Origin of the sequence: Nocardia sp. (assembly GCF_025465275.1) — a bacterium.
Classification (GTDB): domain Bacteria; phylum Actinomycetota; class Actinomycetes; order Mycobacteriales; family Mycobacteriaceae; genus Nocardia.
The window spans coordinates 1-21,132 of record NZ_JAODNK010000133.1 but is presented as its reverse complement, the minus strand read 5'-3'; the positions used below and the strand labels follow the sequence as shown (position 1 = coordinate 21,132).

The following is a 21,132-nucleotide window of genomic DNA, read 5'->3' as shown; positions in this document are numbered from 1 at the left end:
TCAGCGATTGACGATGCGTTCGGTGAGGGCCGTCAGATCCTCGGCCCGGTAGCCCGGATAGCCGTGCAGCATGGTCCGCCACTGCTCCGGAACGGCGGACGCGCCCCAGCGCGCACCCAGCAGGCCGCCGGCAATGGCGGCCGTGGTATCGGTATCACCACCGGCGCGCACCGCGAGTTCCAGTGCGGCGGGCAGGGAATCGGTGTGGGTAATGGCCCACCAGGCCGTCTGCAGGGCGTGTACCACCCAGCCGTTCTTCGGGAAGTCCTCGGGCGCACCGGTTTCGGCCTTGTCCAGCAGCGGTCCCCAGAATCCGGCGTCCACCATCGAAAGCGATTGCCGCACACCGTCATAGGTGCCGTACAACACGGCGTGCCGGATGGCCAGGGTCCACAGCTTGCACGCCTGCATGGCCTGCATGTCGTAGTGGGTGAGGGAGCTTACGACGGCCGCGGCCTTACCGCAGTGCGCCTCGTCGTCGAGATAGGCCAGCGCCACGGGGGCGGTACGCATGAGCGATCCGTTACCGGCCTTGAGGCCACCCAGTTCATGCGCGTGTATCTGCATCTGACGGCCGGTAGGGCTGCGCCACTGCAAGACCTGACCGGTCTGCGCGCCGACATCGGCGGGTTTGGAATCCCACCAGGTAATGAATTCGGCGGCCACCGCGTCGAGCCCGGGCTCCTCGTGCAGGTTCACCGACTCCGCGGCCGCACGCGCCACCGCGACGGCCATGGAGGTGTCATCGGTCCACTCCCCCGGCGCCCAGTCGAAGGCCCCGCCGCCCTTCATCTCGATCACGACCTGTGGCCCGGGGTGCGTGAACTCGTAGCCCGCGCCGAGCGCATCGCCCGCCGCCGTGCCCAGCAGCACCCCCGCCGCTCGATCCGCCTGCTCCGCCGTCAGTTCCATCCGAGCTCAGCCCCTCTCGATCCGCACGCCTGAAGACCATCCTCCACGACGTTACGACAGCGCGTAGGAGCCCGCCGCGGGCCCCCGGTGTGTCCGGGGGCCGTCGGCAGCGCTGCTAGACCTCCAACTCCTCCTCGATGCCCTTGAGGCGGTGCCGGGCCATGGCGAGATTGGCGCGGCCGCGGTCCAGGGCGAGATAGAGGAACAGGCCCTTGGACTTACGACCGGTCATCGGCCGGATGATGTGGTACTGGCTGGAGAGCGTGATGAGGATGTCCTCGATCTCCTCATTGATGCCGAGCTGTTCGATGGTGCGCATCTTGGCTCGCACCACCTCGGTATTGCCGGCGGAGGCGACCTGCAGATCCAGGGCCTTGGAGCTGCCGAGCATGCCGAGCGCCATACCGCTGTTGTAGTCGACCACGGCGGCGCCGAGCGCACCGTCGACAACCATCATGTCCTTCAGCGCAATATCCATGTTGGACATGGCCGTTCCTTTCAATCGGTGTTCTTCTTCGGGGCTTTCCTGGCCTCGTCGGCCAGGGCCGTCAATTGGTCTGCGATGGCGCGGGCGACCGGACGCGACTCCAGGTGCAGGCGGCCCACATTCACCTCCGGGCCCGCCAGCACCGTCAGCGAGGCCGTCCAGCCGGCCGCGTAGATCACCACGTATCCGCCGGAGCCGTGCACCACGACCTCGTGGAAGCCGCCGCCGTGTGCGGTGGTGGCCAGCCGGTGCGACAGCGACAGTTGCGACGCGGTGAGCGCGGCCATGCCACTGGGCTCGATATGAGCCGGTAGATCGTGCGCGATCAGCAGTCCGTCGGTGGATGCGACCAGAGCGCCGGTCAGTCGGGGGATGCTGTCCCGCAACGATTTCAGCTGCGCCAGTAGCATCGTGTTCGGTTCGGGTCCGGACATCGCCACCTTTGTCGACCTTCTTCCCATCAGTTCGCCGAGCCGCTTCTTTCGCGCGCTCACACCAGCTCCTCCAAGGCCGCCTCCCGCTCCGTCCGCCGAGCCGTTTCCTTTGTGAAATCGGCCTTCGTGAAATCGGCTCTCGCGCGCTCACGCCAGCTCCTCCAGTGCCGTCCGGACCCGGACGAGCACCTCGCGGTCGATGGGTTTCCAGCGGTCCGGAGCGGAAGTCATGGCAGCCGTACGCACGCGGCGGCGCGGGAGCGGCGCCGGCGGCAGAGCCACCCGCCGCTCGGTCTGCGCGTCTGCGGGCGACTGGATCTGCACTGCCGTAGGCGGCCGGATCTGCACTGCCGTCGGTGGCTCGAGCTGCCACTGCGGAGGCAGCTGGATCTGTACTCGGGCAGGCCGTTCGGGTTCGGCCTGCGGCACGACCGGGGCCTCGATGAGCCCCGCCGCGGTCAGCTCACGGACCGCTGTGAGGCAGCCGAATGTGGTGCGGCCCAGCTCATCAGCGATACCGGTAATGCTGCGCTGCGCATCGGCGGCGGCCAGCACCTCGGCCTGACTACCGGTGAGCACCACCCGCCGCCGTCGTATCCGGCGGGCCGGGATCACCGGCGCGCGGTCGATGAGCGTGATGGGCCACGGGCCCGCCTGCGGATCGCCGCGGCGGGCGCACTCCGCGACCAGCGCGCGGGGCGCGATGCGGCAGACCGGGGCCAGCCAGTGCGGCGGCGCGGGCCGGAATTCCGGGACCACGGGTGAGGACAGCAGGAAGTAGGCGGCGTCGAAAATCGAGAGCACGGCCAGGGTTTCGAATTGCGGACGAGCCAGCAGCGGGCCGGGGTCACCGGCGGCGGCGAGCTGCCACTGTTCGGCGGTCGCCACACCCGCCTCGACCACCAGCCGATCGAGTCCAGTAGTCCGCCGGCAATCGGCGCAGGCGATAGCGCCTTCGGCGAAGTGAAACGCGCCATCCCCTGCGCGCAGTACTCCGGTCGAGCCTTCGTCTTCCAATCTCCGCAATTCACTTGCGACTTCAGCGCTCATGCCCGCCCTCGCCCAATTCTGCGAGTATTCCCCGCAGCCGGAATCGAGCCATACCGAGATTGCCGGTCTCATCATCGAAGAGCACATGCACGAACAACCGGCCGTCGAAGTCGCCCTTGATCAAATTCAGCAGGTGGTACCCGCCGGTCCCGCAGACGATGATCTCGGAGATGTCATCGTCCTCGCGGCCACTGGCCAGCGCCGGACATCCGAGCACCGCCCGCACCACATCGGTGCTAGCTGCGGCGTCTTCGTGTTGATCGAGTGGATCCTGCCGTCCCGCACCGGCAATCGCCAAGCCGCTTGCACCATCCACCAGCGTCACACTGCGCGCACCGGGGATATCCATGATGCGCTGCAGGCAGCCGTCAATACCGATCACCGCGCCACCGCTTTATCTAATAAGCCTTTACGAATTCAAGACGCTACACATGCCTGTCACCCGATGTACCCAGAATGCGCGAGAATTCAGGGGCATACAGCATTTCCCCCGGCTACCGGCCAAGAATACCTTTCGGTATTCAATACCTTTTGGTACAAACAACTTTCGGAATGCAATACTCACCGATAAAAGATAGCCAGAATGGTCGTCCCAGCAAACCTGATGCGGGGCAATAGCCGAGACCGCGCGGACTCAGTTGTCCGGCACCGGACCGTCATCGGCGCCGAAGTCGGCGAGGTCCTGCTGCTCGGGCAGCAGCGGCGCCAGCGCGAAGACGCCGGCGGACGCATCGGCGGGCAGGGCCTCGATCGCGCGAACTCCGGGCAGGGCGGCCAGGTTTCGCAGCTGCGGCAGCGTGGCTTGAACCACCAGGCCGACCAGACAGGGGCAATTCGCGGACAGGCGCGCGTAGGTCACCTGCTGGACGCGCTTGGAACGGTCGTCATCGGCGCGCATGGCCCAGACATTGTCTGCCGCCGCCCGCTGCGAGGCCACGGCGACCGGTCCGCCTGCGGGGAGTGGGATCTGCACGATCAGCGTCATCACCCGGTCGATCGGCACGTGGTAGAGCGCCTCGGAAACGCGCAGGTGGCCGCTGAATTCCGGGATGCGGTCCGAGCTGATGCCCGCAGTGAAGGAGATCAACGCCCAGTGCGCATCGGTATCGCCGGCCGCCAGGGTGTTTCGCGCACGCGTCAGGTACTCGGCCACCGGCTCACCGTTCTCCGGACCGAGACGGTCGGAGGAGATGACGGCCGGGCGGGGTGGGATCGCCCAGCCGAGCAGCACGATCAAGACCGCGAAAGCCGCTGCCGCGACCACGAATCCGATACGCCGCCGCCGAGCGGCAGCACCCACACGAGTGGAGTCGGCCGCATCATCCAGCCCACGCCCAGCTTCAGGGCCCAGCCCGAGCCCAGCGTCGGTATCCAGCCCGCGTTCAGCGTCGGTATCCAGCCCGCGTTCAGCGTCGGCATCCAGCCCGAGCCCAGCGTCGGTATCCAGCCCGCGTTCAGCGTCGGCATCCAGCCCGAGCCCAGCGTCGGCATCCAACCGGGGCTCCTGCGCCGGGGCCCGGCCGGGCTCGTGCTCACGGGCCGGACCCGGCTCGTGTTCGGGGGCCGGATCGCGCTCCGCCGCAGTGTCCTGCACGCGCTCCTCCTCGTACCGCGGCCGACGTCCCACTCCGTATTACAGCCCGCGAACTAGGCGCGCAGAACTGCCAGCGCGTGCGCGAGGTCGGCGGGGTACTCGCTGGTGATCTCGATCCAGCGGCCGTCGGCGGGATGGTTGAAGCCGAGCTGTTTGGCGTGCAGCCACTGCCGTTCCAGGCCCAGGCGTTCCGCGATGGTCGGGTCCGCGCCATAGGTGAGGTCACCGCAGCAGGGATGCCGGACGGCGGAGAAGTGCACGCGAATCTGGTGTGTGCGACCGGTTTCCAGGTGCACGTCGAGCAGGCTCGCGGACTGGAAGGCCTCGATGGTGTCGTAATGGGTGACACTGGGGCGGCCGTCCGCGGTGACCGCGAACTTCCAGGCGTTACCGCGGGCCCGGCCGATCGGCGCATCGATGGTGCCGCTGCTCGGATCCGGATGCCCCTGCACCAGAGCGTGATAGCGCTTGTCCACGGTGCGCTCCTTGAAGGCGCGCTTGAGCACCGTGTACGCACGCTCGGACTGCGCGACCACCATGACACCGGAGGTACCGACGTCCAGGCGGTGCACAATGCCCTGGCGTTCGTGGGCGCCGGAGGTGGAGATGCGGTAGCCCATGGCGACGAGCCCGCCGACCACGGTGGGGCCGGTCCAGCCGACGCCGGTGTGCGCGGCCACGCCGACCGGCTTGTCCACGGCCACGATGTCGTCATCGGCGTAGAGGATATTCATACCGTCGACGGGAGTCGCCTCGATGGCGAGTTCCCGCTTGGGCTCGGGGAATTCGACCTCGAGCCAGGAGCCCGCGTTCAGCCGATCGGATTTGCCTGCCGCTACCCCGTCGAGCTGTACCGAGCCGTCCTCGGTCATGGCGACCACCGCCGTGCGCGACAGGCCGAGCAGCCGGGACAGTCCGGAATCGACACGCATTCCGTCCAGTCCATCCGGCACCGGCATACTGCGGGTTTCCCTCATACGCTTTTCTCCTCCGCGTTGTCGTCCTCCAAGTGCCGCTGCATGCGCGTGCCGTCCGGTTCGAAACCGAAGACCGTCAACGCCACCAGCAGGGCCGCGCCGCAGACGATCGACGAGTCGGCGATATTGAACACCGGCCACCAGCCGACGGCCACAAAATCCACCACATGCCCCTGCAGCGGGCCCGGTGCCCGGAACAACCGGTCGATCAGATTGCCGAGCGCACCGCCGAGCACCAGACCCAGGCCGATGGCCCACGGCAGCGAGCGCATGGTGCGGCCGATCCGGATCACACCGACCACCACCGCAGCGGCCACCAGCGTGAGCAGCCAGGTCATACCGGTCGCCATCGAGAACGCGGCGCCCGGATTGCGCACCAGCGCCAGGCGCACCGAATCGCCGATCAGATAGATCGGGTGACCCGGGGTCAGCTTCGCGACCACAATCGTCTTGGTCAGCAGATCCAATCCGAGCGCCACCACCGCGACGAGCAGTAGGGTGCGCAGACGTAGCGGTCGAGCGGTCGCCTCCGGCTCGGACGCGGCGACCGGATCAGCTGCGGCGACCGGCTCCTCGGGGGTGCCGGCGGGTGCGCTGTCGGCGGGCGACTCGTCTGGTTCCTCTATGCCGGATTCGCGCGGCCGGTCGGTACTCACGGGTCACATCATTCCCTATGACGATCGAGCGCCCGATGGCCGGACGGCGCGGCCGCTTCCCAAGCTGATTATCAGGAAGTGGTCGTAACCTGTTCGACGTGACGGTGTTGTCTTCATCCCCCAGCTCGGCGAACGCCACCGCACCCTGTTCCGGCTCACCCGGCCGGCCCCGGCCGGGACTGCGCAGCACTCGATCCGGAGTCCTGCTGCTCGTACTCGCGGTGACACTTTCCGCCTTCGGAGTCGGCTGCAGCGATCGGACGGAAAGCGCCGCCGAGTCCGACAGCGCGGAACCGCTCGGCATCGGCAAAGAGGTCACCATGCCCATCGCGGCGGTGACCACCACCATCGTCGATCCGGGCGTCGAACCGCGCTCCGCACTGCGGCCCGCTCTCGAACCGGGCACCACCCAGCAGGTGACGCTGCGTACCGACCATCACATCGAACAGCAGATCAATGCGCAGGCGGTGCGTGATTTCTCACCGCCCGCCGTGACCATTCCGCTCACCGCGCAGGCGGGCAGCGACGGTGTGGAACTGACCCTCGGCACTGTCACCTCGCCCGATCCGGCGCTGGCCAAGGCACTGCTGCCCGCGGACGGGTCGCATGCCGGTTTCGATATCAGTGACGTGGGCGCGATCACCGCGCTGCGGCTCGCACCCAAGCCCGCCACCTCCGATGCCGCGCGCGCGGCGCTGGAGCAGGCGTTCTATCAGGCCGTCTATCAGTCCATCGCCTTCCCGGACGATCCGGTCGGAGTGGGCGCGGTGTGGACGGTGCGCCAGCAGGTTTCCGGCAGTGTGCCGCTCGAACAGGTGACCACCGCGACGCTCACGCACCGCGACGGCAATCTGCTCACCATCGAGCTGGATGTGGTGCAGACGCCGGAAACGACGGTGTGGCGACTGCCCAATCAGGCGGGGCAGCTGGAGATCATCGACTACCTCATGCACGGCACCGGAACCATCGGGGTGGATCTCGGTCTGCCGCTGCCCGTTTCGGGACAGGTCGAAGTCGGCGGCAATCAGACCTACCGGGATCCGAACAGCTCCGTGACGCTGAGCCAGACGCTGCGCACCCAGGTGCAGTGGGGATCCTGACACGCGTGGCGGCGGCGACCACCGCGCGACCTGCCGGGCTGCCCGGGCATGATGTCGCCGTGACCGCATCCACCACTACACCCCGGCGGCGGCGCGGGCGGACCGCGCTGCTGTTGCTGCTCGGTACCGTTGCCGTATCCGCCTGTGGTTCGCATGATTCCGCCGCGCCCGCGCTGCCTACGCTGGGGCCGACCGTGCAGCCCAAGGCGACGAACGCCCCGGCGGTACCGGATGTGATCACGCTGCGCGCCCAGCTGCTCGATGTACCGCAGCTGCCCAGCGGGTACTCCTCGCTCGGTGATCCCGCACCGGGGAGCACCACCGGCGCGGGTGCGCGCACCACTCCCGCGCAGTGCGCGAAAGTGCTGGCGCCCATTGCCGAACAGGCGCCGAACGCCGTCACCCGGGCGGCCGCGCAGTACGGCGGACCGGACTTCGACAGTATCGATATCGATTCCGCGGCCTATGCGAATGACGGTGCGGCGCAGGCCTTCTCGACGGCGCAGGCGCTGCTGCGGCAGTGCGGAACGTATTCCAGCACCGATACCGACGGGTCCAAGGTCCAATTCCAGGTCGGCGGGCTGGATCAGCCGACTGCCGGGGACGGGTCGTTCGGGTTCCGGGTGCACACCACCAGTCAGGGGCTGACGCTGTACACGGCGGTGAGCATCACCGTGGTGGGGTCCACCGTCGTCCAGCTCGCCATGTCCGGCACGAATGAGCCTGATCCACAACAACTCAGCGCGCTGACCGACGCACAGGTGCACAAGCTGCGCGGCGACGCCGGACCGTAACGTCCGTAACAGACTGCGCCCGCTTCGAGATCGAAACGTCCACATGCGACCGTGCCCCGCCGTCCAGATAACGACCGCGCCCCCGCCTCGAATTCGAAGCGGGGGCGCGGCGTTTCCGGCTACTGCCAGCCGGTCACATTGATCGGACCGGGACTCGACAGGGCCGAGTGGGTTTCCGGGGTGACCACCGGGAGCGCGCGGATGGCGGTGTCGTCGATCCGCGAGAACTGCTGCAGCTCACCCCAATCCCGGCGCCAGTCCTGGTTCAGGTACGTCGCGAGGGTGTGCGGGCGCAGCAGCATGGAGCTCCAGCCCAGCGGGCCGCCGCCCTCATGACTCTCCCACGCGTTCGTATCCTTCGCACCGCCGCGATCGGGCAGGATCCGGTAGCTCGGAACCTCGGCGATCCCGTCCTTGTGGTCGAACGGCCGCTGGCACGGGAATTGCAGGCCGACAGCCCAATCCAGCAGCACCGGCTGCTTGGCACCGATCAGATCCTCGAGCACGCGGGTCTGCGGGACGCGCGGCGGGGTCAGGGCGACCCACTGCTTCGGATCACGGTCACGATCGGTGGCGACCAGGCGGACCACCGTGGCATCGGCCGGGATATCGGTGAACGGCACCCGCAGATTGCGCCAGGTCGGCGACGGGCCGATATCGATCGGCGTGACCCTGCCCTGCGGCTGCGCCTCGCCCGCGGGATCGGCTGTGCCGTATTCGATCTCGACAGACTGGCCGGGGGTCACTACTCCGTCCTTGTCGACGGAACGAATGCGGCCGGCGGCGGCCATGGAGATGATGCCGCCGCGATGGGCGCTATCGGGCAACCGGTACCAGCCGGTGGTGAGGGACGCGATCGATTCGGCGGTCCCGCTGCTGCCCAGGACCGGGACCCTGGCCGGATCCAGTCCGAAAGGCAGTGCGGTGGTGGTGGTTCCGGATTCGCCGGTGGTGGACTTATTGTTCAGCGCGGTCGTGATGGCACTGGAGTCGACCTCGTCGTCGGCGGTCAGATCGCTGGAGACACCGGTCGGCGTGAAGCCCTTCGCGTCAGCGGAGAAGGTACCGAACGCGTCGCCGGTGAGCGGCTGGAGCAGACCTGCGTTCGGGTCGGTCTCGACCAGAACGTCCCGGGCAAGGCCGCACGGTTCACCCAGTACCGCAGCGACATTGGAGCGGGCCAGCGAGAAGGCCGGGTACTGCGAAGCCGCCGCCTTCGCGAACGAGGCCACCTCGAACAGCACCATGAAAGCCGCTACCACGGTCAAAGGCGGGACAGCCGTCAGCCGCCAAGCCTGCCGGGAAACACGGTGCGGGGCGGTCGCGGGATCGGGGGCCCGCACATGCCACCATCCGGCCAGGGCGAGCAGGGCCAGCGCGGCGAGCAGGAAGATCTTGTTCAGGCCGATGCCCGCGATCACCACCGGCTTGTCGTTCCAGGAAATGCCGTAATTGGAGACGTACCACCAGCCGTTGATACTCGAGAAGGTGATCGCCATCGCGAAGGCCACCACCGAGGCGAAAAGCGCACGGTTACGGGGCGAGCGCATGACCTTCGGGCCCAGCGCCACCGCCGCCAGCACTCCGACCACACCGGCCAGCCCGGCGTAGATGCCGTTGTGGTGCGTCCACTTGGTGGGTGTGGTCATCATCAGCAGAATCACGCCGATCGTGCTGCCGAGCACGCGTCGTGCCGGACCGGAGGCGACGGTGGGAATCCGGCCGCCCTTGCGCAGCAATACGAGTGCGACGGCCGCCAGACCCAGCCAGAGCATGAACATGCCGAAGCGGCGGGCCACCGAACCGTCGATGGTGTCCATGAACAGATACTGGTAGCGCAGGTATTCGTCCGGCCACTTCACATCCGGGCCGACGATGGAGTGCACCCGCTGCATCTCGAACATGGACGAGAGCGGCTGCACGCCGAACATGGCGACCAGCACCACTGTTCCGGCGGCGACCAGCGGGGCCGACAGGGTGAGATACGCGACGGAGCGGGCACGTATTACGGCGAACACTCCGGCGTTCTCGGCTGTCGGCTTGCTCAGTGCGGCGGCCCGGGTATCGAGCACTCGCCACACCGGGCGGATGCCGGCCAGCAGCGGTGCGAAACAGATCACACCCGACGGGCCGACGGTACAGGCGAAGGCGCCGATGGCAATGGCCACGCCGTAGGGCAGCAGTCGCCGGGTCGCGATCGCGCGCTCCACCGAGACCCAGGTCAGCAGGACTGCCAGACCCACCATCGCCTCGGGGCGCAGGCCGTTGTTGTACGGCATCCAGACCGCCAGGAAGCCCAGGGCACCCGTCCACACCGCGACACGATTGCGGCTGATGCGCGCGCCCAGGCGGGGAATGACCTCTTTGCTGATCGCCAGCCAGCAGACGAAACCGGCCAGCAGCGCGGGTAGTCGTACGAACGGGCTCGCGACGCTGATCTCGGCCAGGCGGCCGATCAGGTCGTAATACGGTGTGCCGACCGGGTTCTCGGGGACGCCGAAATAGGCGAAGTAGTTGGCCATATAGCCGGCGCCTATGGACGTGCGGGCCATGCCGAACTGGTAGCCGTCATCGGAGGTGGTGGATCCGATGAAATGCCACAGCACCAGGGTGCCCAGCACCGTGGCGTCCGCGGCGGTGAAGCTCCACCAGCGCTGCGGCAGGAAGCGGCGGGCGCGGCGGCCGTCGCGGCGATCCAGGCGATAGAGGGCGAACAGTGCGAGCAGCGTGCCCAGCACCGCCGTCCACATGGCTGTGCGCTTCACCAGGGTCGGATGCGCCGAGAAACGACTGTCCACCTGCGCGGTGACCGCGGCGCCGTCCGGTGCGGTCAGATCGCTGAAAATGCCGACCAGCTGCGGGCGGTAGTCACCGGTGAGCGTGACCGGGGTCACGCTGGAACCGGTGAGAGCCAGTGTGGCCTTGGCCATTTCGGTGTGCACGGTGAGTGCGCACCCGGCCGGGAGCTCGTCCACCGGAACACTCAGCAGCGACTGGTTGTGCAGTACCGCTTCGAGTTTGCTGGGCGTGGTCGTTCCGTCGGCAGCGGTGGTGACCGCGGTCACTCGCGCGACAAAACCGTATCGCTCCAGATTGGGGGCGCCATTGGGACCGGTCGCGATCAAGGTCCCACCGTGCGAACCGAGCTGCGCCACAGCCGAACACGGAATGGTGGCGTCGAAAGTCAAGGGCGCGTACGAGACCAGCGGGGCCTCCATGCTGCGCGCCGAATCACCTTGCGGCCAAGAGAGTGTCGCGGCATCCACCCGCACCGGCAACAGTGGCACGGCCACCGCGCACAACACTGCGATCAGACCTGCGATCAGGGCAAGCGGCCGTTCCCATCCCCCGGGTCTGCCTCGCACGGTTTCGGGTCCAGCTCGTCCGGCGGAATCCTGCCCCGCCTTCTCCATCACGTCGGTCACGATCGCCGATCCTAAGCGGCGCCCCGCGCCTTCCGCGCCACGGTCACCGAACCACCCAAACCGCCCAGGTCACGGCCGGGGTCCGATTACTCGCCTACGCAAAACGGGCCCGGCACTCCAGTGGAGTGCCGGGCCCGTCCGGGAAGATTTAGGTGCAGGCCGGGGAGGTCTGGTTCGCGAGGGACAGCGTGTTGCAGATCCACTCCTTCTGGACCTTCCACACTCCGTCTTCGGCCACGAACGGCACCACCATCTGCTGCGGCGCACCACCGTTGATCGACGCCTGGGCGTCGGCGGTGATGGTGCCGTTGCCGAGATCGGTCACATTGGTGACGGTGATGGTGGCGTTGTTCTGCTTGTAGGCGTCGGCCAACCGGTTCGGGAGGCTCGGGTCCGCCGCCACGCCCTGCATCATGTTCAGCTTCTCGGAATCCGGGATGGACGGATCGAGCGCCTTCTGCAGCTGCGCGTTGAGGTCCGCCGCGGTCGGAGTCGCCGGATAGTTCTGGGCGGCCGTCGTGCTCGCGGCGGAGGTGGTGTGGGTGGTCTTGGTCCCCGGCTTGTCACCACTGCCACATGCCGACAGCCCGAGTACGGTCACGACTGCCAGCGTGGCGACCGCGATGCGTCCAGTCTTCTGAAGCTTCAACTGCTCGTCCTTTGCGTTCGAGTAGGTCCGTTCGACAACGTGACAGCCGCAGCCGACCGGCGACGCTGCACGACGACACAGAGGCTACCAACGACATCCGTGAGAAGCCGCCTCCGAACACGCTGCAAGGGCACTTTCAGTCCGAATCCTCATAGTTGACGCATTCGCCCCTTATTTCCGGGTCGAAAAGCGTTGGTAAGCCTCAGTGCACGCTGTCGAGCGACTCAGCGCAGACTGTCGAGCGGATCAGCGCAGACTGTCGAGCGGATCAGCGCGGGTCAGCGCCGAATCGGTGGCCGCGAAGGTGCGCGCCGGACCTGCTCCGGTGGAGCGGGTCTCAAAGCGGACCGTCACCACCCCGTGCCCCGCACCCTGCACCCAGCCGTGGCCGAATTCGGTATGCGCCACATCCAATCCTGGATACCAGCTCGCGGTGCCGTAGGAACGAGCCGCGGGCGGCACCACCGGCTCCGGTGCGACAGCCAGTCCGAGCGTGGGCTCCTCGGACACCGATTCGGCGATGGTGTCGACGGCCTGATCCAACTCCGGGAACAGCGATTCCTGCCGAATCTCCGACAATCCGGCAAAACCCACACCCACGAGGCGGATAGACCCCAATTCCGCCGGGTCGATGGCCGAGCGCTGCGCCGCCGCGGTGAGCGTGGCCAGTTCCTCGGTGGCATACGGCAGCGTGGACGAACGGGTCACAATGCTCATATCCGCCTTCTTCAGCTTGAGCACCACCGTGCGGGCGGCGCGGCCGTCCGCGATGAGCCGCCGGTGCGCGGACACCGCCATGGCCTCGATGGCCGGGCGTAGCTGAGCCAGCGTGACGATATCGGTCTCATAGGTGGTCTCGGCGCTGATCTGTTTGGCCTCCGCGCGCTCGGCAACGGGCCGATCGTCGATGCCGCGCGCCAGCCGGTGCAGCGCAATACCCACGGCGCTACCGAGAATCGAGGCCGCCTCCATCTCGGGCAGTGCCGCGAATGCCCCGACGGTCTCGATTCCCATTGAGCGCAAACGACTTTCGGCGACCGGGCCGATGCCCCAGAGCCGCCGCACGGGTAGCGCGGCCAGAAACTGCAGCTGCTCGGCGGGCGAGACCACCCGCACCCCATCGGGTTTCGCCATATCGGAGGCGATCTTGGCGAGCTGCTTGCCACTGCCCGCACCCACCGAGGCCACCAGTCCGGTGCGTTCGCGCACCAGGGCGCGCAGCTCCTCGCAGAATTCGAGTACCTCGGCGGACGTGGCCCCGGCCAGCTCGGCGGGCTCCCCGAACGCCTCGTCGAACGAGAGCGTCTCCAGCACCGGGATACGCGACCGCAGCGCCTCGAACACCAGACCGCTGAGTTCCGCGTAGACGACTCCGCGCGGCGGCACCACGACCCCGTTCACACCCACCAGACGGCGAGCCTGATGCATGGGCATGGCCGAGCGCGCCCCGAACACCCGCGCCTCATAACTGGCGCCCGCCACCACCCCGCGGCCGCCCATTCCGCCGACGAGCACCGGCCGTCCGCGCAGGGTCGGCCTGGTCAGCTGTTCGACCGAGGCGTAAAACGCGTCCATATCCATGTGCAGCACCCACCGCCGGCCCCGGCGGGCATCGGCATTCGCCCGGTCAGTGGCCTGGTTTGTCAAGGGCACAGTCGGACGCTGACTGTTGACTGAGAGGCTGCTGCCGGTCTGCTGCGAAACCGGCTCCCCCGCCGATAACCCGCCACCGACCCGACTCACCGCCGATGGCCCACTGTGACCAGGCACAATGCGCTCGTCTGCGGAATAGGCAGCGGTGTTCACGATCCGGAATCTACGCGTCACTACCGACAAGTTCGGACATCGCCGTGTGTGATGATCGGACTATGACGATTCGCAAGGCCGTGATTCCGGCCGCCGGCATCGGTTCCCGCCTGCTGCCACTGACCAAAGCGATTCCGAAGGAGATGCTCCCGGTCGGCGACAAGCCGGTCATCGAGCACACCGTCCGCGAGCTGGTGGCCTCCGGGATCACCGATATCACCATTGTGGTGAGCAACGGAAAGTCATTGATCCAGGACCACTTCCGGCCCAACCCGCAACTGGTGGCGCAATTGCGCGCCGATGGCAAGGCCGCCTACGCCGATGTGGTCGAGGAGGTCGGCGAGCTGAGCCGCCGCGGTCACATCACCTATCTGGACCAGCACGGCCCGTACGGCAACGGCACTCCCGTGCTGAATGCCGCCCGCAATCTGGGCGACGAACCGATGCTGGTGCTGTGGCCGGACGATGTCTTCGTCGCCACGGTGCCGCGCGCGCAGCAGTTGATCAACGCCTACGAGAAGACCGGCGCCCCGGTGCTGGCGCTCATGCCCATGGACCCGTCCGACTCGCAGCGCTACGGCGTTCCGGTGGTCGAGGAGACCGCGGGCGACGGACTCATGCGCATCAGCGGATTGAAGGAGAAGCCGAAGCCCGCGGATGCGCCGTCACAGTTCGCCGCCGTCGGCGGCTATGTGGTGACGCCCGGCATCATCGCGGAACTGCGCTCCCAGGTGGACAACTGGTACACCCACCGCACCGGCGAGGTGTACCTGACCGATGCCATCAATATCTTCGCCGCCTCGAACCCGGTCTACGGCCAGGTGATTCAGGGCCACTGGTACGACACCGGCAACCCGGCCGACTACCTGGTGGCCCAGTTCGCCTCCGCGCTGGCGCATCCCGAGTACGGCCCGCTGCTGCGGCAACTCGTCGCGGAGTAGCTCCACCAGCAGAAAGTCACAAATGCGCCAAAACGGCGCCAGCACGCCAAGATCTATTTCGTCAAAACCCGAAACATAGGGGCAACATTCGGCGATCATCCGTGCGGGAGATACGGCTAGTACGGGAGTTCGGTTTTGCTTTGCGGATATGGCACACGGGCGATGGCGCTCGCAGCCACAGCCCTCTCTTTCATCGCTTCACTCACGGCCCTGACGGCAACGGGCACGGCGCTCGCGGCACCACCCGACCCGATCACCAGTACCGCAACCCTCGCCGGCACACCGGTTTCCGATGACGGTTCCAAGATCTCAGCCTTCGAGGTGCGCGATAAGCACAACCTCACGCTGCACGTGCACTCCGCGGCCATGAACGACGACGTCACCGTCGACATACAGCGACCGGCCGACGCCTCCGTGGCCCGGCCGGTGCTGTACCTGCTCAATGGCGCGGGCGGCGGCGAGGATACGGCCACCTGGAAGCGCAATACCAATGCCACGCAGTTCTTCTCCGACAAGAACGTGAACGTGGTCATGCCCATCGGCGGCGCGTTCAGCTACTACACCGACTGGCGCGCAGTCGATCCCAAACTCGGTCTCAATATGTGGAAGACCTTTCTCACCGAGGAGCTACCGCCGCTCATCGACGGCGCCTTGAACACCAACGGATTACGCGCCATCGTCGGCATGTCCATGTCGGGCACCTCGGTGCTGCAGCTGCCGATCGCCAAGCCCGGGCTGTACAGGGCGGTCGCCTCGTACAGCGGCTGCGCGCAGATCAGCGATCCGATCGGGCGCAATTTCGCCCAGCTGGTGGTCTCCATCGGCGGCGGCAATCCGGTCAATATGTATGGGCCGGTGGATGATCCGGAGTGGGCCGAGAACGACCCGTACCTGCACGCCGACGCACTGCGCGGCCTCGACCTCTACATTTCCAACGGCAGCGGGCTGCCCGGGCGGCACGACAATGTCGCCGATACCCGCAGCCTGGGCCCGGCCGACGGCGGCATCATGCAGCAGCTGCTGGTCGGCGGCATTCTGGAGGCGGCCAGCGACTGGTGCGCACGGAATCTGCAGACCAAGTTGACGCAGTTGAACATTCCCGCCACCTTCGATATCAATCAGGCGGGCACCCATTCGTGGGGCTACTGGGAGGACGCACTGCGCGCCTCGTGGCCGGTGCTCGCCAAGGGCCTCGAGTTGTAATCCCCTACGGCAGCGGGACTATCACCACCCGATTGTCCCGCATCGCAGGAATCCAGAGATTGCGCCCGGCAGGGTCGACGGCGAAATCAGCAGGCCCGTGCAGACTCTCGGGCAGATTCACCACCGTGACCTCGATGCCGTCCGGGCGGTAGATCGTCACCCTGCCGGGCTGATCGCCCTGCCCGGACGCCCAATCGGAGACGACCAGATTTCCGTTGGGCAGCACCGAGATTCCGTCGAGCACCCCGTGCACGGCGCCCACCCGCTGCGGTATGGCCGGATGCTGCGTCAGATCTATCCGCCAGAGGTCACCGCCGGTGAAGGACACACCCTCGCCGACGACGTAGGCGACCTGCCCGGTCCGGTCGAGGGTGATTCCGGTGGCGCCCGGAATTCCGGTGGCCACCGGCTCGAACGTTCCGGCATCCAGGTCGAGCCGGTCCACCGCGCCGCGCAGGGTGTCGGTGATCAGCAGTGTGCGCGGATCCTGCAGCGCCATATCGTCGAGCAGCGCGGGTGCATTGTCACCGAGGCGGGCTTCGAAGACCTGCCCGTGGGTGTCCATATCGAAGCCGACCACTCGATCGATATCCGCGACGAAGACCCGATTGTCGGTGTACGCCAGCCCCTTCGGTGCGTTCAGCGGCGGATCGCCGGGGCGTGGCATGGCATGGCGAGCCGTCACCGTGCCGACCGAGTTCAGTTCGGTGAGATAACCGTCGCCGTCCTGGGTGGGCTCCCGGTCGGCCCCGATATTGGAGATAAACCACCGGTCCCCCGCGAACAGCACGCTCTCCGGAGACGAGAAGCCCTCGAGTGAACCGGGTTTCGGGACGATGCCGGGTGCGTGAGCAGCGACGGGACCGGCGGTGCGGATGGTGCCGCCGTCCCACGTACCGCATCCGGTGGCGGCCACCAGCAGCAGTACGCCGACTCCGGTCGCTACTATCCTGCGACCACTCTCGGCTGCGAAACCGTTCGACCCATGGGACATGATGCCCACCCTCCGACGGGAGGTCCCGCCGACCTGCGGGACCGGCTCAGTGTAGCCAGCAACCGTCGCGCGAATGAGCGAAATCGATTGAACTCCAGCCTGTTTCAGTACACGTCAACTACTCGTCGGCGGCGTTGTACCGGACCAAATAGTCCGCCATGCGAGCAATGTCGGCATCGTCCCAATCGCGCAGACGTTCCGCGAAGGCCTCGGCCCGGCGGCGCGCAGCGGCTCCAGCAACCCGCCGGCCGCCGCGATCGCCTGCAGCACATGATTGCGCCGATCGGCCGGATCGATCTCCTTGGTGAGATAGCCGAGATGTTCCAGGGCCGCCACCTGCCGGCTCACCGTGGACTTGTCGAGGTGGAAGTGCCCGGCCAGATCGCTGGCCAGGCAACCGCGGACACGGGCGGCAATGCGCTCGACGTCATTACCGTGCCCAGCCGGGACGCGGCCATCACCCAGCTGCGCAATCGCGATCTCGCGGGCGCTTACGTCCCCGACGCCCAGCAATCCGAGGTACTGGTCGCCAAGGCCGGATCCGACACCACCGCCATGGCCGCCGAGGCGGTCTTCGGACAGGTCGCCGCGAAACAGGGTGTGCCGATGACGGTCACCGATATCACCACCGCCGCCTCCGGCGATCCCACCGGTCAGGGCATCTTCTTCCCGAGAAGCGCCAGGCAGCGAGCGCACCCCGGCACGAGGCGGTCGCCGAACCCGTCGCCGAGGCCGAGGAGGAGATGGAGGAGACCGTCGGCGTCTGACGGGTCAGCCGTGGGTTACCAACTGTGCCAATGCAATTCGAATACCTGCCTGCACCGTTTCGTTGTCGCCCAGGCCCCCACTGAGGGCCACTCCGTCCCGAGTCAGCAGTAGTGCGCGCGCCGCACGGTCCGGATCATCGTGACCGGCGGCGCGCAGCCGCGTGGCCATGAGGTCACGGAACCAGCCGCGGTAATCGTCGACGACCTTGCGCACGGCATGCTCGGGATTCGGAAACTCCACGGCCGCATTGAGAAACGGGCAGCCCCGGAAGCCGGGGCCGCAGCTGAGCTCGCCGAGCCGTTCGAAAATGGTGACGATTCCGTCGGCACCCTGGCCGGGCACCGACTCCAGAACGTCGCGCTGCCGGTCGTATTCGCGCACCAGATACGCGACGACCAGGTCTTCCTTGGTCTTGAAGTGGCGATAGAAGGTGGCCTTGGCGATTCCGGCCTCCGCGATGATCCGGTCGATACCCACGGTGTGGATGCCCTCGGCATAGAACAGCCGAGTGGCCGTATCGAGGAGACGTTCGCGGGCTTCGCTCATATCCTTGACTCTAGCAGACAGATCTGTCTACTCTTAGGTTCGGAAGTACAGACAAGTCTGTCTAGGAGGACGCAATGCCTGCTCTTTACACCGCGGTAGCCACCTCGGTCGGCCGCGACGGCCGTTCGCTCAGCGATGACGGCGTGCTCGACCTGAAGCTGGCCCGGCCGAAGGCCATGGGCGGCGTCGGCGACGGCACCAATCCCGAGCAACTCTTCGCCGCCGGCTACTCCGCCTGCTTCGCCAGCGCGCTCCAGGTGGTCGCCAAGCGCAAGAACATCGAGGCCAGCGAGGCCGCGGTCACCGCCGAGGTCACCCTGAACACCCAGGAGGGCGGCGGTTTCGGGCTCTCGGTCGTGCTGCGCGTCGAACTCCCCGAGCACCTGCAGAACGAGCAGGGCCGTGAGCTCGTTGAAGCCGCGCACCAGGTCTGCCCGTACTCCAACGCCACCCGGGGCAATATCCCGGTGGAACTGGTTGTGGAGTAACAGGATTCAGTAGAACCGGCGGATGGTGTAGATGTCGAACTGCGCCAGCGGGGTCAGGCCGACCGGCACACCCCAGTCGTAGGCATTGAGCACATTGCCACCGCCGGCATAGATGCCCACATGCGAGGCGTCGTCGTTCAGAATGATCACATCACCGGGCTGCAGCGCGCCGAAGGGGACCGCCAGGCCCACTTCGGCCTGCTGCCAGGTGGTGCGCGGCATATCGATGCCGACGCTACGGAACGCCCACTGCACCAGACCGGAGCAATCCCAGGCATCCGGGCCGACCCCACCCCACAGGTAGGGCTTCCCGGTCTGGGTTTGCGCCAGACTCAGCGCGATCATGGCGCGCGGGCTGGCCATCGGCATTTGCGCGGAGCCACTGGCACTTCCGGAGGCGGAGCCGCTCGCACTCCCGGACGCCGAACCCGAGGCCGCCGAACCGGTGTCGGCGTATGCCGTGCCCGCCCAGAGCGCCCCCGCCAGTAGTAGAGCCGCCGCTGTCGTCAGATACGACGCGAACCGTCGTAGCAGCCTTCGTGTCATGCACTCGCCCTTCAGCTCAACGGCGCCGACCGGGCAAAGACACATAGCTCTAGCAACCATTCCGCATTCAGAACGATCACCAGGGAGACTGCACACGATCTCCGTAGCCGGTACTGCATGTCGTGACGTTCAGCGCTTTTCGTCTGGAACTAGCGAAACAACTCGAAATGGCGGTAAAGCTTTACGTTAGCTCTACAGTTGCTGTTTTATCCCATCCGAAACACGCTTCACAAGGGCTTCGCCACGGGCGAGTCTCGAGACCCACGTCACTCCCCCCGCTGCCGAGAGCCCGGATTCAGCGCTCGTCGCGGGCTGCGAAGACCTCCCGAGCGGCGGTTATACCGTTGAGCGCGGCCGGGAATCCGGCGTAGCCCGCCATCTGCGTAATGGCCTCCACGGCCTCCTCGCGGGTGCCGCCGACATTCAGCAGGCCGTGCAGGTGGACACGCAGCTGGGGCGCCGCGGTGCCCATGGCGGTACAGGCGGCGACGGTCGCGAGTTCGCGGGTCTTCAGGTCCAGGCCGGGGCGCGAGTAGACGTCGGCGAAGGCGAATTCGACGAGGTAGCGCGCCAGATCGGGCGCGGTATTCGCAAGGGTTTCGAAGATGTGATCGGCGGCGTCGCCGTCGACCTCGGCGAGTGTGACCAGTCCGCGCTCGTAGCGCTGCTGGGTGGTCTCCTCGGGCCGAATCTCACTATTGCCCACGGGACTTCCGACCTCGGGGCGATCGGCGAAGGCGGCGCGGGCGATGGCCAGTCCGTTCAATGCAGCCGGGAAACCGGCGTACACACCGATGTGGACGATGGTCTCCACGACCTCGGCCGGAGTGACACCGACGGTCAGCGCGCCGTCGATGTGGAAGCGCAGCTGCGGGGCGGCCGTGCCGAGTGCGGTCAGGGCGGCGATATTGATGATCTGCCGCTGCGGCAGGGTCAGGCCCGGCCGCGTGTAGATGTCGCCGTAGCCGAATTCGACAACATAGCGGCCCAGATCGGGAGCGATATCCGCGAGGCTGTTCACCACGGCGCGACCGGTCGGGCCACCGACCTGATCCAGCACCGTGAGACCGCGGTCGTAGCGGGTATCGGAGGTGTCGGGAGTGGCGTTCATGTGTGGACTTCCTTCGAGCGAGGAGCGAGACGGTCCGTCTCGTCTCATGACGCTAAGCGGCCACAGTACCTCCTGTCAAGACGAGACGTTCCGTCTCGTAGTGCGCTACGCTGAGAACGTGACTCCACCGAATCCAGAACTCCGCAATCCGCGCTCACACCGGGCGATCCTGGATTCGACTTTCGAGCTGGCCGTCAGCAAGGGCTACGGCAAGCTGACCGTGGAGGCCATTGCCACCGCGGCCGGGGTGGGCAAGCAGACCATCTACCGGTGGTGGCCGTCCAAGGGCGCCATCGCGCTGGACGCGATCAACGAGCGGATGGGCCACCTCACCGACTTCCCCGATACCGGGGATATCGAGGCGGACCTGCGCAGTCAGACCACCGCACTGGCCGGACTGCTCAGCAGCGATATCGGCATCGTCTACCGCGGGGTCATCGCCGAGGCGCAGAGTGATCCGCAACTGGCGGCGAATGTGCGCGAGGCGATTGTCGGGCCCCGGTCCAAGCTGTGCCGGGATCGGCTCGAAAGGGCCGTCACCGCAGGACAACTCCGCGGTGACATCCCGACGCGCGCCATGGTCCAGCTGCTGTACGGGCCGCTGTACTACCGGTTCCTGCTCGGCACCGACGAGGTGCAGGACGCGCCGGA

Annotated in this window: 22 protein-coding genes; 6 read left to right on the top strand and 16 right to left on the bottom strand. The window is 67.1% G+C overall.

Annotated elements, in window-relative coordinates; genetic code table 11:
• The 8 genes from JWN03_RS29335 to lspA form a co-directional block, all read right to left on the bottom strand.
• Positions 1 to 912 carry an ADP-ribosylglycohydrolase family protein gene (locus JWN03_RS29335; protein ID WP_297621831.1) on the bottom strand — a complete coding sequence of 304 codons (912 nt, stop codon included), beginning with the start codon at positions 910 to 912 and terminating at the stop codon, positions 1 to 3.
• Between the two features lie 115 nt (positions 913 to 1,027).
• Entirely contained in the window at positions 1,028 to 1,399 is a 372-nt protein-coding gene (locus JWN03_RS29330) for a hypothetical protein (protein ID WP_297621829.1), read from the bottom strand.
• Between the two features lie 11 nt (positions 1,400 to 1,410).
• Positions 1,411 to 1,893: a roadblock/LC7 domain-containing protein gene (locus JWN03_RS29325; protein ID WP_297621827.1), complete on the bottom strand. Its 483-nt coding sequence runs from the start codon at positions 1,891 to 1,893 to the stop codon at positions 1,411 to 1,413.
• An 87-nt stretch (positions 1,894 to 1,980) separates the two neighbouring features.
• Positions 1,981 to 2,883: a hypothetical protein gene (locus tag JWN03_RS29320; RefSeq protein WP_297621826.1), complete on the bottom strand. Its 903-nt coding sequence runs from the start codon at positions 2,881 to 2,883 to the stop codon at positions 1,981 to 1,983.
• Complete coding sequence (locus tag JWN03_RS29315) at positions 2,873 to 3,265, bottom strand: hypothetical protein (protein WP_297621824.1); 393 nt, start codon at positions 3,263 to 3,265, stop codon at positions 2,873 to 2,875. The genes JWN03_RS29320 and JWN03_RS29315 overlap by 11 nt, the downstream gene beginning before the upstream one ends.
• 252 nt (positions 3,266 to 3,517) lie before the next feature.
• Positions 3,518 to 4,477 carry a hypothetical protein gene (locus JWN03_RS29310; protein ID WP_297621822.1) on the bottom strand — a complete coding sequence of 320 codons (960 nt, stop codon included), beginning with the start codon at positions 4,475 to 4,477 and terminating at the stop codon, positions 3,518 to 3,520.
• Between the two features lie 53 nt (positions 4,478 to 4,530).
• The gene (locus tag JWN03_RS29305) at positions 4,531 to 5,454 is read right to left on the bottom strand and encodes an RluA family pseudouridine synthase (RefSeq protein ID WP_297621820.1); all 924 of its coding nucleotides are present in this window, start codon (positions 5,452 to 5,454) and stop codon (positions 4,531 to 4,533) included.
• Positions 5,451 to 6,110, bottom strand: coding sequence for a signal peptidase II (gene lspA / locus JWN03_RS29300; RefSeq protein ID WP_297621818.1), 660 nt, complete (start codon positions 6,108 to 6,110; stop codon positions 5,451 to 5,453). Before lspA ends, JWN03_RS29305 begins: the two co-directional genes overlap by 4 nt.
• A gap of 179 nt (positions 6,111 to 6,289) precedes the next feature.
• On the opposite strand from lspA, the gene JWN03_RS29295 reads away from it, so the two are divergent.
• Together JWN03_RS29295 and JWN03_RS29290 are read left to right on the top strand one after the other, a co-directional pair.
• Positions 6,290 to 7,210: a hypothetical protein gene (locus JWN03_RS29295; protein WP_441343078.1), complete on the top strand. Its 921-nt coding sequence runs from the start codon at positions 6,290 to 6,292 to the stop codon at positions 7,208 to 7,210.
• Positions 7,198 to 8,004 carry a hypothetical protein gene (locus JWN03_RS29290; protein WP_297621814.1) on the top strand — a complete coding sequence of 269 codons (807 nt, stop codon included), beginning with the start codon at positions 7,198 to 7,200 and terminating at the stop codon, positions 8,002 to 8,004. Before JWN03_RS29295 ends, JWN03_RS29290 begins: the two co-directional genes overlap by 13 nt.
• A gap of 119 nt (positions 8,005 to 8,123) precedes the next feature.
• Here JWN03_RS29290 and JWN03_RS29285 read toward each other — a convergent pair whose 3' ends face one another.
• The 3 genes from JWN03_RS29285 to JWN03_RS29275 all read right to left on the bottom strand — a co-directional run bounded on the left by JWN03_RS29285 (position 8,124) and on the right by JWN03_RS29275 (position 13,659).
• Positions 8,124 to 11,417 (bottom strand): arabinosyltransferase domain-containing protein, encoded by a 3,294-nt coding sequence (locus JWN03_RS29285; RefSeq protein ID WP_441343077.1) that lies wholly within the window; start codon positions 11,415 to 11,417, stop codon positions 8,124 to 8,126.
• Positions 11,418 to 11,577: 160 nt separating this feature from the next.
• Positions 11,578 to 12,078 (bottom strand): hypothetical protein, encoded by a 501-nt coding sequence (locus JWN03_RS29280; RefSeq protein WP_297621810.1) that lies wholly within the window; start codon positions 12,076 to 12,078, stop codon positions 11,578 to 11,580.
• A 246-nt stretch (positions 12,079 to 12,324) separates the two neighbouring features.
• A complete protein-coding gene (locus JWN03_RS29275; protein WP_441343076.1) occupies positions 12,325 to 13,659 on the bottom strand; it encodes a DNA polymerase IV in 1,335 nt (444 codons plus the stop codon).
• A gap of 287 nt (positions 13,660 to 13,946) precedes the next feature.
• On the opposite strand from JWN03_RS29275, the gene JWN03_RS29270 reads away from it, so the two are divergent.
• Both JWN03_RS29270 and JWN03_RS29265 read left to right on the top strand, forming a co-directional pair.
• Positions 13,947 to 14,825, top strand: a complete 879-nt coding sequence (locus tag JWN03_RS29270; RefSeq protein WP_297621806.1) for a UTP--glucose-1-phosphate uridylyltransferase — start codon at positions 13,947 to 13,949, stop codon at positions 14,823 to 14,825.
• A gap of 162 nt (positions 14,826 to 14,987) precedes the next feature.
• A complete protein-coding gene (locus JWN03_RS29265; RefSeq protein ID WP_297621804.1) occupies positions 14,988 to 16,028 on the top strand; it encodes an alpha/beta hydrolase in 1,041 nt (346 codons plus the stop codon).
• Between the two features lie 4 nt (positions 16,029 to 16,032).
• On the opposite strand, the gene JWN03_RS29260 is transcribed toward JWN03_RS29265, so the two are convergent.
• The 3 genes from JWN03_RS29260 to JWN03_RS29250 all read right to left on the bottom strand — a co-directional run bounded on the left by JWN03_RS29260 (position 16,033) and on the right by JWN03_RS29250 (position 18,336).
• Complete coding sequence (locus JWN03_RS29260) at positions 16,033 to 17,022, bottom strand: SMP-30/gluconolactonase/LRE family protein (protein WP_297621802.1); 990 nt, start codon at positions 17,020 to 17,022, stop codon at positions 16,033 to 16,035.
• Positions 17,023 to 17,136: 114 nt separating this feature from the next.
• A complete protein-coding gene (locus tag JWN03_RS29255) occupies positions 17,137 to 17,718 on the bottom strand; it encodes a MarR family winged helix-turn-helix transcriptional regulator (RefSeq protein WP_297621800.1) in 582 nt (193 codons plus the stop codon).
• 75 nt (positions 17,719 to 17,793) lie between these two features.
• The gene (locus JWN03_RS29250) at positions 17,794 to 18,336 is read right to left on the bottom strand and encodes a TetR/AcrR family transcriptional regulator (RefSeq protein WP_297621798.1); all 543 of its coding nucleotides are present in this window, start codon (positions 18,334 to 18,336) and stop codon (positions 17,794 to 17,796) included.
• A 74-nt stretch (positions 18,337 to 18,410) separates the two neighbouring features.
• On the opposite strand from JWN03_RS29250, the gene JWN03_RS29245 reads away from it, so the two are divergent.
• A complete protein-coding gene (locus JWN03_RS29245) occupies positions 18,411 to 18,824 on the top strand; it encodes an organic hydroperoxide resistance protein (protein ID WP_297621796.1) in 414 nt (137 codons plus the stop codon).
• Between the two features lie 6 nt (positions 18,825 to 18,830).
• Here JWN03_RS29245 and JWN03_RS29240 read toward each other — a convergent pair whose 3' ends face one another.
• Together JWN03_RS29240 and JWN03_RS29235 are read right to left on the bottom strand one after the other, a co-directional pair.
• A complete protein-coding gene (locus tag JWN03_RS29240) occupies positions 18,831 to 19,370 on the bottom strand; it encodes an NlpC/P60 family protein (protein ID WP_297621794.1) in 540 nt (179 codons plus the stop codon).
• Between the two features lie 295 nt (positions 19,371 to 19,665).
• The gene (locus tag JWN03_RS29235) at positions 19,666 to 20,481 is read right to left on the bottom strand and encodes a carboxymuconolactone decarboxylase family protein (protein WP_297621792.1); all 816 of its coding nucleotides are present in this window, start codon (positions 20,479 to 20,481) and stop codon (positions 19,666 to 19,668) included.
• 118 nt (positions 20,482 to 20,599) lie between these two features.
• Here JWN03_RS29235 and JWN03_RS29230 point away from each other — a divergent pair.
• Positions 20,600 to 21,132: TetR/AcrR family transcriptional regulator (locus JWN03_RS29230; protein ID WP_297621790.1), on the top strand; the 533-nt coding region annotated here is incomplete at its 3' end.